Source organism: Mycobacterium sp. TH-M103 (assembly GCF_057473785.1).
Genome location: NZ_JBYCLG010000320.1, coordinates 25983 through 37737 on the forward strand (window position 1 = coordinate 25983; position 11755 = coordinate 37737).

Here is an 11755-nt window from a genome sequence, read left to right on the forward strand (position 1 = left end):
TTCTAGATCCTCTGCACCCCGGCGACGTTACGTTTGCCGCGGCGCAGCACCAACCAGCGGCCGTGCAGGAAATCCGAGCTCTGCGGGGCCCACTCCTCGGTCTCGATGCGCGTGTTGTTGACCGAGACGCCGCCCTCGCCGATCGTGCGGCGGGCGGCCTTCCGGCTCTCGGACAGGCCGCTGGCCACCAACAGGTCGACGATGCCGTCGGGGCCGCCCGGCTCGAGCTCGGCCACCGACGTCTCGCGCAAGGCCGCCGCCAGCGTCGCCTCGTCCAGACGCTCGAGTTCGCCCTGCCCGAACAGCGCGCGGCTGGCGTGTTCGACGGCCTCGGTGGCCGCCTCGCCGTGCACCAGCACGGTCAGCTCCCGGGCTAGCCGCCGTTGGGCGGCGCGTTGTTGGGGGCGTTCGGCGGTGGCCTGTTCCAGCTCGGCCAGCTCGTCGGCGGTCAGGAAGGTGAACCAGCGCAGGTAGCGGATCACGTCGGCGTCGGCGGTGTTGAAGAAGTACTGGTACCACGCGTAGGGGCTGGTCATCTCCGGGTCCAGCCACAGGCTGCCGCCGCCGGTGGACTTGCCGAACTTGGTGCCGTCGGCCGCAGTCACCAGCGGGACCGTCAGCGCGTGCACGGACGCGCCCAGCTTCTGGCGGACCAGCCGCACCCCGGCGATGATGTTGCCCCACTGGTCGGAGCCGCCGATCTGCAGCGTGCAGCCGTAGCGGCGGTGCAACTCGACGTAGTCGTTGGCCTGCAACAGCATGTAGCTGAACTCGGTGTAGGAGATGCCCTCGCCCTCCAGGCGCCGCCGGACGGTGTCGCGATCCAGCATCACGTTGACCGAGAAATGCTTGCCGAGGTCGCGCAGGAACTCGATCGCCGACAGCGGGGCCGTCCAGTCCAGGTTGTTGACGACGACCGCTCCGGTGGGCGACGTGTCGAAGTCGACGAAGCGCTCCAGCTGGCCGCCGATGCGCTCGGTCCACTGCGCGACGGTGTCGGCCTCGTGGAGGGTGCGCTCGCCGATCTCGCGCGGGTCGCCGATCATGCCGGTGGCGCCGCCGGCCAGCACGATCGGCCGGTGACCGGCCCGCTGGAACCGCCGCAGCGCCAGCAACGGCACCAGGTGTCCGGCATGCAGGCTGGGCGCGGTCGGGTCGAAGCCGGCGTACACCGTCATCGGGCCGCGCTCCGCTTCGGCGGCCAGCGCATCGAGGTCGGTGGACTGCGCGATCAGCCCGCGCCAGCCCAGCTCGTCGAGGATCATGGCGTCGATTTTTCCAGTGCGCCTCGGGCTAGTCGCTGGCGCCCGGCGCCGGCGCCCGGGGGTTACGGCGGTAGGCCGACACCTCCGGCCGGTCGGCGAGCCACAGGCGCCACGGCCGGTCGGCGGCCTGGCTGATCCCCACGCGCGGGCCCGCGACCGCGGCGCCCGCCGGCCCGTTGAGCGTCAAGCGCACGGCGGCGTCGGGGTCGAACACGTCGAGCCCGTTGTCGGCCATGGTGATTCCGAGCGCCGAACACAAATTGCCCGGGCCGCGCGCCAGCGCGGCCTCGCGCACCGACTCACCCCGCCGGGACCGGGCGACGGGCAGCCCGTCCTCGATCGCGGCTGCCCGCAGCAGGACCGCCGCGGCGGTGCCGTCGGGCCCGCACGAGACGTTGGCGCAGACGTGGATTCCGTGGCTGCGGTAGGTGTAGAGCCGCCCCGGCGGCCCGAACATGACGGCGTTGCGGGCGCTGAGCCCGCGGTAGGAGTGGGCGGCGGCGTCCGGCCAGGGGCCGTCGGGAACTCCCCCGTAGGCCTCGACCTCGACCACGGTGGCGCGCACGCCGCGGCAGGCGAGGGTGGCGCCGAGCAGCCGGTGCGCGGCCGCGACCGGGTCGACCAACAGCCGGCGTGCAGCCACCCGTCGAACCTACCGGGACCACGAACGTGGCAGGATCCCGGTGTCTCGAGGACGTCAGGGGCGGAAGAAGGAGCCCAAAGCGATGCAAGCGATCGACCCTGCCGCGACGGCGTGGCTCCTGGCCAGCACCGCCCTGGTCCTGCTGATGACCCCGGGCCTGGCCATCTTCTACGGCGGCATGGTCCGCACGACCGGGGTGCTCAACATGATCATGATGAGCTTCATCTCCATACCGCTGGTCACGGTGGCATGGCTGCTGGTCGGCTATACGATCGCGTTCTCCGACGACGCGGCGGGCGGGCTCGTCGGCAACCTCAGACACGTCGGCCTGCTCGGCATCACCCCCGGCACCGCCCACGGCGCGGTGCCTGAGTTGCTGTTCGCCACGTTCCAGTTGACGTTCGCGATCATCACCGCGGCCCTGGTCAGCGGCGCGATCGCCGACCGCGCCAAATTCGCCGCCTGGATGGTGTTCGTCCCGGTGTGGGCGATCGTGGTGTATTCGGTGGTCGCCCACTGGGTGTGGGGACCCGGCGGTTGGCTGGCCAAACTCGGGGTGCTCGACTACGCGGGCGGTCTCGTCGTCGAGATCGTCTCGGGTGCCTCCGCCCTGGCCCTGGCGCTGGCGCTGGGGCCCCGCATCGGCTTCAAGAAGGACGCCATGCGGCCGCACAACCTGCCACTGGTCATGCTCGGCGTCGGGCTGCTGTGGTTCGGCTGGTTCGGCTTCAACGCCGGGTCGGCCCTGGCCGCCAACGGGACCGCCGCGGCCATCTTCCTCAACACGCTCGTCGCCGGCTGCCTGGGCATGCTCGGCTGGCTCTCGGTCGAACAGTTTCGTGACGGCAAGCCCACCACGTTCGGTGCGGCGTCCGGGGTGGTCGCGGGCCTGGTGGCCATCACGCCGTCGTGCGGGACCGTGGACACCCTCGGCGCGGCGGTCGTCGGGCTCGCGGCCGGTTTCGTGTGCTCCTTCGCCGTGGGTGCCAAATTCCGTTTCTCCTACGACGATTCGCTCGACGTGGTCGGTGTGCACTTCGTCGGCGGTGTCGTCGGGGTGTCGCTGATCGGGTTGCTCGCCACGGCGGTCATGACGTCGGGGCCGCGGGGCCTGCTCTACGGGGGCGGCTTCGCCCAACTCGGCAAGCAGTCGGTGGCGATCGTAGTGGTCGCGGTCTATGCGTTCGTCGTGTCTTTCGTGCTGGCCAAGTTGATCGATCGCCTGCTGGGCTTCCGGCTCAGCGCCGAGGACGAGACCACCGGTGTCGATCTCACCCAGCACGCCGAGACCGCCTACGCCGAGGGCGTGCACGGGCACCTGCCGTTGCGCCGCCCCGGCTTGCCGGGGAGCTGAGCGCGCTTCGCCGCCCTTGACATCCCCGCTGCGCCGGCGGATATTCATCATGTGATGAGTTCATCGAATGATGAATTATTGCGGGACGGCGCGGAACCGGCCGTCACCATCGAGAGCCTGCACGTGGTACGCGGCAAGATGCTTGTCGTCCAAGATCTTTCGGTGCGCATAGCGCGCGGCACGATCACCGGGCTGCTCGGCCCGTCCGGCTCCGGCAAGACCACGCTGATGCGCTGCATCGTCGGCACGCAGATCGTCACCGGGGGCTCGGTGACCGTCCTCGGCCACCCCGCCGGCACCCGGTCGCTGCGGCACCGGGTCGGCTACATGCCGCAGGATCCGACGATCTACGGCGACCTGCGGGTGATCGACAACATCCGCTACTTCGCCGGCCTCTGCGGCGCCGACCGGCAGGCCGCCGACGAGATCATCGACGCGGTGGACCTGCGCACCCACCGCACCACCCGCTGCGCCAACCTCTCCGGCGGCCAGCGCACCCGGGTCTCGCTGGCCTGCGCACTGGTCGGCCGCCCGGACCTGGTGGTGCTCGACGAGCCGACGATCGGCCTGGACCCGGTGCTGCGCGTCGAGCTGTGGGAGCAGTTCGGCGCGCTGGCGCGGCGCGGCACCACGCTGCTGGTCTCCAGCCACGTGATGGACGAGGCCGACCGCTGCGGCGACCTGCTGCTGATGCGCGAGGGCCGGCTGCTGGCCCACACCACACCGGACCAACTGCGGAAGGAGACCGGATGCACGTCACTGGAGGAAGCGTTCCTGTCCATCATCCGGCACACCACCATGCCCGCAGCCGGCTGACGCTGCGGAACTACGCGGCCACGACCGCCCGAATCTTGCGTCAGCTAGCCGCCGACCAACGCAGCGTCGCGCTGATTCTGGTGGTGCCGATCCTGGTCATCACGCTGATGTACTACATGTTCGAAAACGTGCCGCACCGGCCGGGCACGCCGTCGCCGTTCAACACCGCCTGCCTGATCCTGCTCGGCCTGTTCCCGTTCTTCGTGATGTTCATCATCACCGCGATCACCATGCAACGAGAGCGTGGTTCCGGGACCCTGGAACGCATCCTGACCACCCCGCTGCGCCGGTTCGACCTGCTCGCCGCCTACGGGACCGCCTTCTCGATCGCCGCGGCGGCGCAGGCCACCCTCGCCTGTGTCGTGTCGTTCTGGCTGCTCGGCTTCCAGACCGCGGGCAGCCCCGTGTGGGTGTTCGTGATCTCGATCGTCAACGCCGTGCTGGGCGTCGGCCTGGGCCTGCTGTGTAGTGCGTTCGCGCGCACCGAATTCCAGGCCGTGCAGTTCATCCCGTTGGTCATCGTCCCGCAGCTGCTGCTGGCCGGCATCATCGTCCCACGGGCGCTGATGGCGCACTGGCTGCAGTGGGTCGCCGACGTGCTGCCGGCCAGCTACGCCCTGGAGGCCCTCCAGCAGGTGGATGCGCATCCCGGGCTGACCGGCGTCGCGCTGCGCGACATCGTCGTCGTGTTGGGCTTCGCGGTGGCGGCGCTGGGACTGGCGGCGGCGACGCTGCGGCGGCGGACGCCCTAGTGGTGATCGCAAGCGCGGCGCAGCCGGGCGCAGCGGGTCACCACGGAGGGTCCTAGTGGTGATCGCAAGCGCGGCGCAGCCGGGCGGCAAGGGCGCGCCCAGACGGCGCGGGCGGCCGGCGGGCAGTTCCGGCACCCGCAACCGGATCCTGCACGTTGCGCGGGAAATGTTCGCCGCCAACGGTTTCGGGAACACCTCGATCCGTGCGGTGGCGGCGGCGGCGGGAGTGGACTCGGCGCTGGTGCATCACTACTTCGGCACCAAGGAGAAGCTGTTCGCCGCCGCGGTGCACATCCCGGTGGATCCGATGGACATCATCGGCCCGCTGCGCGAGGTGCCGATCGAGGAGATCGGCTACCGGCTGCCGTCGATGTTGTTGCCGCTGTGGGATTCCGACCTCGGTACCGGGTTCATCGCCACGCTGCGGTCGATCCTCGCCGGCTCCGAGGTCAATCTGTTCCGCACGTTCATCCAGGACGTGATCGCGGTGGAAGTCGGCCCGCGCGTGGACGATCCCCCCGGCAGCGGGCTCATCCGCATCCAGTTCGTCGCGTCGCAACTGGTCGGTGTCGTGATGGCCCGCTACATCCTGGACCTGGAACCGTTCGCGTCGCTGCCGGCCGAGCAGATCGCGCGGACCATCGCGCCGAACCTGCAGCGCTACCTCACCGGGGAGTTGCCGGACGGGCTCGTGCCATGAGCTTGGCGTGCTCGTCGTCGTCGACGTCGCGGGCCTCGTCGATCAGCAGCACCGGGATGCCGTCCTCGATGCGGTAGGCGCGCCGCAGCCGCGGGTTGTAGAGCAGATCGGCCCCGCCGTCTTCGGATACCAGCACCAACGGACCCCGGTCGGCCGGGCACACCAGAATGCTCAGCAGTGCATCGTCGATCATCATGAGGCGCCGCTCATCTCGGATCGGACCCCCGGAGTCAGTTTGCGGAACTGTGTGCTGTCGGTGTCGAAATACCACACCTGGCGTCCCGGCTTGGGGATGCCGGCCGCGCGCAGGGCGCTGACGGTGGGACGGTAGCTGGCACTGAGCGCCAGCTCCGGGACCACGTGCACGACGTCGGGCCCGAGCCCGACGGGGATCTTGGCGACCGCCTCGGTCAGGTCGGCCGCGGTGATGGTGGCACCGGGCAGCAGCGTCACCGCCGACACCGCGACCTGCCTGTCCCCGACCGGCACGTTGTAGGTCACCGCCAGGTCGACGCCGTTGATGCAGCCCAACGCGTCGGTGACCGGCTCGGCGTAGACCAGGCCGCGGGCGGTGCGCACCACCGAGCCGCGCCGGCCCATCAGCCAGAAGTCGCCGTCCTCGTCGCGGCGGAAGAGGTACTCGGTGCAGATCCAGGTGTCGCCGGCGGCGAACACCCCGCGCTTGACCGACGCGCTGGGATCGATCGGCCCGTTGGACGCGGCGAGCAGGACCCCGACCTGGTTGGGCTCGGCGACCTGCACGAAGCCACGGTCGTTTTCCAGGATCAGGTCGCGCTCGGCGTCGTAGGCGCCCAGCTCGATTCGCCCGGCGCCGGGCAGCGGGCGGCCCTTGCTGCCGATCTTGGCGCCCGAGACGTTGGCCAGCACGGCCTGCCCGTCGGTGGTGGCGAAGAACTCGACGACGTGGGCGGGGGCGAACGCGTCGACGACCCGCGCCCACAACCCGGTCGGCATGCCCGAACCGATGAACAGCCGCACCGGATGGTTGCCGTGCAGCACGAAGGCGGGGTCGTCGACGACGTCGCGTAGCAGGGACCAGGTGTAGGACACCACGGTCACGCCGTACTGCCGGACCTCCCGGATGAACCGATCGGGCTCGAGGCCGCGCGACAACGCGATGCGGGTGCCGCCGACCACGGCGCCGCCCAGGCTGACCAGCAGCGCGGACTCGTGATGCAGCGGTGTCAGGCAGTAGACGGTGTCTTTGCGGTCGAGCGCGGCCGTGGCGCGGTGCCGAAGGCCGACACCGCCCAGCGGTAGTTGGTGATGTGCCGGGGCACCAGCTCGCCGCCGACCGCGGTGAACGCGATGAACGCCAGGTCGCGGGCCAGCCCGGGGTTGGGCCGGTACCAGGCGGGCAGCTCGACGGCGTCCGGGTCGATCTGCTCCATGTCGATGATGTCGCTGTCGCCGGGCAGGTGCAGGTCCCGGGACTCGCCGCCGCCGAGCACCAGGATGTGCCCCGGAAGGTCACGCGCCGCGTCGAGATTGGTGGGGTCGGTGAGGATCTCCGACGCTCCCCCGAGCCGAACGGCCGCGGCCAGGTCGGTATCGGGCTTCATCACCACGGCGATCGCGCCCAGCCGTGACAGCGCGGCGATCGCGACCAGCGCACTGGGCCGGGTCTCCATCAGCACACCTACGCGATCGCCCTGCCGCACCCCGACCGCGATGAGGCCGCGCACGACGTTGTCGATGCGCCGGTTCACCGCCTCGTAGGTGTGCACGCGCCCGTCGAACAACAGGAACTCGCCCTTGGGTGCGTCGTGGGCCTGCTCCTCGATGATGCGGCCCAGCGAGATCCGGGTGTGGTCGTTGATCTGGCCGAGGCGGACCAGCCGCGGCAGCGTCCGGACCGTCTCCACGGCCAGGGTGCGCATGGACTTGTTGGCCGAGACGACGGCGTCGGCGGCGCCGCGGGCCGCCGACAACGCCGCGCCGGAGACCTCCCCGATGCCGTGCACGAGCCGCGCGCTGAGCGCGACCCCGCTGTCGGTGTGCTCTTCGGGCTGATCGGCCATCAAGTCGATGCCGCCGGGTTTGTCACCGCCGTTGGAGAGCCATTGCACCCATGCCGCGACGGTGGGCCAGCTCTGCTCCGCCGCCTTGGAACCGACGACGAGGCCGAAATGTCCTGTCCTGATGATGGATTCGTACACTTCGGCGTTCGGGGCCGCCCGGCGGATGCCGCGCACCGAGGCCGGCTGCCCGATGTCGTCGACCTCCCCGACGAAAGCCAAAACCGGGCAGGTGATGTCGGTGAGCGTGACCATCTGCCCGTTGATGGCGAAACCGCCCGTCATCATCCGGTTGTGCGCGATGAACTGCGTGAGCAGCTCGGAAACGGCCGGGCCGGACCAGGCGATCCAGCCCTCGCGTTCGAGGAACCTGCGCTGCTGTTCGCGCGGCAGCAGGGCCTCCCGGTCGTGCAGCTGACGCACGAAGTCGATCCGGGCCTTGGCGGTCTTGAGTGGATCGAGCATCTGGAAACCCATGCGCGCCAACCAGCTCGGGATGTCCATCCAGCTGAAGACGTGCTCGGCCATGAAGCTCGCGGCGGGCGCCGCGAAGTTCGCGGGGATGCCCATGGGCAGGGCGGCCAGGGTGTCCACCGGCGAACCGAACGCCACGATGCTGGCGATGTTCTTCGAACGCCGATAGGCCGCGGCCTGGTAGCAGAACATGCCGCCCTGCGAATATCCGACCAGGTGCACGTCGCTGCCGGTGGCGTCGTGGACCGTGTCGATGGCCTGGCTGAGCGCGACGATGTGGTCGGTCAGGTTGCGGCGCATGCCGCCCTCGACCTTGTCGGGTGAGCCGAAGTCGATCACCCACGGATCGAGCCCGTTGGCGTGCAGGATCCCGACCGCGCCTTCCGCGCGGGTGACGTCCCACATATCGGCCGACATCATCATCGGGTGCACCATCAGCACCGGCGGACCCACCCGTCCCTGCCCCGGCCGGCTGTCCGGCGGGAAGTAACGGCGCAGCTTGTACATCGAAACGCTCTCGACCGTCTGCGACGGCGAGGGGACGCTGCCGGTCTCCAGGCCCCCCAGTCGCAGGACCTCCAGACCGTTCTGCGCCGTGGCGACCAGGCGCCCGACCGGTCGTGTGATCACCGACAAGTTCAGATCCACCAAAGCTCCCTGATTCTCGACAGCCTGGCCATCATGGCACATGAGCGCCCTTTGCGGTCCTGATCAGGACGTTTCCCGCGGCTACCGGGTCACCGTCGCCGGCCGGTCACCGGGTCCGCGGGCGTGCATGAACTTTTCCCAAAATGGGCATGTGTGACTCACAGAAACAAGCAGCGGTACAGCGAGGGACGCGCGATGACTGTGAATTTCGAAGGCGACTTCGTCCTCAGACCGGACGGGCGGCCAGACACCGAGGGGCAGGCGAGCACCGAAAGCGATTCACCGGCGCTCGAGTCGATGACGTCCGAGGTGATGCAGGAAGAGGGGCACAGCCCGGTCGATCTGGTGCTGGGGCTGGGCGAGCCCCAGGAGGTGGGCAGGTTCCGGTTCTTCCTGGACGACGAGCGTTGGGAGTGGTCGGACGTGATCGCTCGCATGCACGGCTACGAGCCCGGGAGCGTCGAGCCGACCACCCAACTGCTGCTGAAGCACAAGCACCCCGAAGACCGCGAGCGCGTCGCGGCCGTGCTGGAGCACCTGCACAAGGGAGAGCCGTTCAGCAGCCGGCACCGCATCATCGACACTGCCGGGCGCACCCGCTGGGTCGTCGTCGCCGGAGACCGCATGGTCGACGACGACGGCCGGATCATCGGCATGTCCGGTTTCTACGTCGACGTCACCGACTCGTTGCAGTCCGACATCACCGCCGTGATGTCGACGGCGGCCGCCTCCCGGGCGCGGATCGAACAGGCCAAAGGCGTGCTCATGGCCGCCTACGGCATCTCCGCGGAGCGCGCGTTTCGCATCCTGGCCTGGCGTTCCCAGGAGGCCAACGTCAAGCTGCGTGACCTGGCGTCGCGGTTCCTCGACGTCGTGTCCGACGGCAGGGCGCCGGCCGACACCCGCAGCCACGTCGACCACGCGCTGCTCGCGCTCGAGTAGCGCCGGCCGGCCGTCATTCCGGCCACCGCGATGACGGGGCAGCCTGACGGGTAACTCAAATCGGACTTCGCTGTCGTGTGCTCTCGTGCAGCAAGCCTCACGCTGTCGTAGATGCCCGCCGCCGGCGTCCGACTAAGGTCGTCCCGGTGGCGCACCTATTGGGGGCCGAGGCCGTTCACCTGGAATATCCCACTCAAGTGGTCTTCGAGTCGGTCACGCTCGGGGTCAACGACGGCGCGCGCATCGGCATCGTCGGGCGAAACGGCGACGGCAAGTCCAGCCTGCTCGCCCTGCTGACCGGTGAGCTGCAGCCGGACTCAGGGCGGGTCACCCGCCGCAGCGGGCTGCGGGTGGGCGCGGTGAGCCAGGCCGACACCCTCGATCCCGACCGCACGGTGGGCTGGACCCTCGTCGGCGACCAGGCCGAACACCAGTGGGCGGGTGACGCGCGAGTGCGCGACGTCGTCGGCGGCCTGGTGTCCGACATCGCCTGGGAGGCGACCGTGGCCACCCTCAGCGGGGGTCAGCGACGCCGAGTGCAGCTGGCCAGGCTGCTGGTGGGCGAATGGGACGTGATCGCCCTCGACGAGCCCACCAACCACCTCGACATCGAAGGCATCACCTGGCTGGCCGAGCACCTGCGGCAACGCTGGGCCCGCAACACCGGCGGCCTGTTGCTGGTCACCCACGATCGCTGGTTCCTCGACGACGTCGCGACGACGACATGGGAAGTGCACGACGGCATCGTCGAGCCCTTCGAAGGCGGATATGCGGCCTACGTGCTGCAGCGCGTCGAACGCGACCGGCTGGCCGCCACGGCCGAGGCCAAACGGCAGAACCTGATGCGCAAGGAACTGGCCTGGCTGCGCCGGGGCCCGCAGGCGCGGACCTCCAAACCCAAGTTCCGCATCGAGGCCGCCAACCAGCTGATCGCCGACGTGCCGCCGCTGCGCAACACCGTCGAACTGGCCAAGCTGGCGAGTGCCCGGCTGGGCAAGGACGTCATCGACCTGCTCGACGTGTCGGTCTCCTTCGGGGGCCGCCCGGTGCTGCGCGACATCGAATGGCGAATCGGCCCGGGCGAGCGCACCGGCATCGTCGGCGCCAACGGGGCCGGCAAGTCGACGCTGCTGGGTCTGATCGCGGGCACCATCCAGCCCGACAGCGGGCGCGTCAAACGTGGCAAGACCGTGCGGCTGGCGGTGCTCGACCAGCAGGGCGAGATGCTCGCCCCGGTGGCCGGGGACCGGATCGCCGACGTCCTGGCCCGGCTGCGCGGCGGCTACCAGGTCGAGGACCGCGAGGTCACCCCGACGCAGCTGCTGGAGCGGCTGGGGTTCGGCCGCGGCCAGCTGTCCGCGCGGGTCGCCGACCTGTCCGGGGGCCAGCGGCGGCGACTGCAGCTGATGCTCACATTGTTGTCCGAACCGAACGTGCTGCTGCTCGACGAGCCCACCAACGACGTCGACACCGACATGCTCACCGCCACCGAGGACCTGCTCGACTCCTGGGCCGGCACGCTGATCGTCGTCTCGCACGACCGCTATCTGCTGGAACGGGTCACCGATCAGCAGTACGCGATCCTCGACGGGCGGCTGCGGCATCTGCCCGGCGGCATCGACGAGTACCTGCGGCTGGCGGCGCAGCGCACCGCGGCGAACGCCGCCGGGCCGGCAAGCGCCAAGGCTTCGGAGCCGCAGGCGATGTCCGGCGCACAGCGGCGTGCCGCCGAAAAGGAACTGGCCGGCGTCGACAGGCAGCTGGCGCGTCTGGCCGACCGGATCGCCGCCAAGCACGTCGAGCTCGCCGAGCACGACCAGGCCGACCACGTCGGCATCACCCGGTTGACCCAGGAGCTGCGCGGGCTGGAAGACGAGGTCGCCGCGACCGAAAGCCGCTGGCTGGAGCTGTCCGAGACCCTCGAATAATCGTCGCCGCGCCCCCGGGTCCAGCGGGCCCGGGACATCGGCGGGTCAGTGCCAGCGCAACAGCACCATCTCGGAACAGAATCCGGGCCCCATCGCAAGCATCAGCCCGGGGCTTTCGCTGGGCGGCGGCTTGGCGATGGTGTCGCGCAGGATGTGCAGCACCGAGGCCGACGAGAGGTTGGCGATCTCCCCCA

At 70.0% G+C, this 11755-nt stretch carries 9 protein-coding genes and 2 pseudogenes; 6 read left to right on the forward strand and 5 right to left on the reverse strand.

From position 1 onward, the window contains the following. Positions 1–2 precede the first annotated feature (2 nt). Together tyrS and AC2VOR_RS17715 are read right to left on the reverse strand one after the other, a co-directional pair. Positions 3–1274: a tyrosine--tRNA ligase gene (gene tyrS, locus AC2VOR_RS17710; RefSeq protein ID WP_369741615.1), complete on the reverse strand. Its 1272-nt coding sequence runs from the start codon at positions 1272–1274 to the stop codon at positions 3–5. Between the two features lie 19 nt (positions 1275–1293). Beyond that, positions 1294–1908 carry a DNA-3-methyladenine glycosylase gene (locus AC2VOR_RS17715; RefSeq protein WP_369738856.1) on the reverse strand — a complete coding sequence of 205 codons (615 nt, stop codon included), beginning with the start codon at positions 1906–1908 and terminating at the stop codon, positions 1294–1296. A gap of 82 nt (positions 1909–1990) precedes the next feature. On the opposite strand from AC2VOR_RS17715, the gene AC2VOR_RS17720 reads away from it, so the two are divergent. The 4 genes from AC2VOR_RS17720 to AC2VOR_RS17735 all read left to right on the forward strand — a co-directional run bounded on the left by AC2VOR_RS17720 (position 1991) and on the right by AC2VOR_RS17735 (position 5530). Next, positions 1991–3262, forward strand: coding sequence for an ammonium transporter (locus tag AC2VOR_RS17720; RefSeq protein WP_369738857.1), 1272 nt, complete (start codon positions 1991–1993; stop codon positions 3260–3262). Between the two features lie 51 nt (positions 3263–3313). After that, positions 3314–4078, forward strand: coding sequence for an ABC transporter ATP-binding protein (locus tag AC2VOR_RS17725; RefSeq protein ID WP_486964223.1), 765 nt, complete (start codon positions 3314–3316; stop codon positions 4076–4078). 2 nt (positions 4079–4080) lie between these two features. Continuing rightward, a complete protein-coding gene (locus tag AC2VOR_RS17730) occupies positions 4081–4830 on the forward strand; it encodes an ABC transporter permease (RefSeq protein ID WP_486964224.1) in 750 nt (249 codons plus the stop codon). A 61-nt stretch (positions 4831–4891) separates the two neighbouring features. Then, on the forward strand, positions 4892–5530 hold the full coding sequence (locus tag AC2VOR_RS17735) for a TetR/AcrR family transcriptional regulator (protein WP_486964225.1): 639 nt from the start codon (positions 4892–4894) through the stop codon (positions 5528–5530). On the opposite strand, the gene AC2VOR_RS17740 is transcribed toward AC2VOR_RS17735, so the two are convergent. Both AC2VOR_RS17740 and AC2VOR_RS17745 read right to left on the reverse strand, forming a co-directional pair. Then, positions 5496–5723, reverse strand: a complete 228-nt coding sequence (locus tag AC2VOR_RS17740; RefSeq protein WP_369741617.1) for a Trm112 family protein — start codon at positions 5721–5723, stop codon at positions 5496–5498. The genes AC2VOR_RS17735 and AC2VOR_RS17740 overlap by 35 nt on opposite strands. Continuing rightward, positions 5723–8694 (reverse strand): annotated as a pseudogene (locus AC2VOR_RS17745) (acyl-CoA synthetase). Before AC2VOR_RS17745 ends, AC2VOR_RS17740 begins: the two are co-directional and overlap by 1 nt. A gap of 294 nt (positions 8695–8988) precedes the next feature. On the opposite strand from AC2VOR_RS17745, the gene AC2VOR_RS17750 reads away from it, so the two are divergent. Further along, the gene (locus tag AC2VOR_RS17750; RefSeq protein ID WP_486964226.1) at positions 8989–9633 is read left to right on the forward strand and encodes a PAS and ANTAR domain-containing protein; all 645 of its coding nucleotides are present in this window, start codon (positions 8989–8991) and stop codon (positions 9631–9633) included. A 146-nt stretch (positions 9634–9779) separates the two neighbouring features. Further along, positions 9780–11561, forward strand: a complete 1782-nt coding sequence (locus tag AC2VOR_RS17755; RefSeq protein WP_369738862.1) for an ABC-F family ATP-binding cassette domain-containing protein — start codon at positions 9780–9782, stop codon at positions 11559–11561. Positions 11562–11606: 45 nt separating this feature from the next. Here AC2VOR_RS17755 and AC2VOR_RS17760 read toward each other — a convergent pair. Continuing rightward, positions 11607–11755 (reverse strand): annotated as a pseudogene (locus AC2VOR_RS17760) (type III polyketide synthase); the annotation flags it as partial.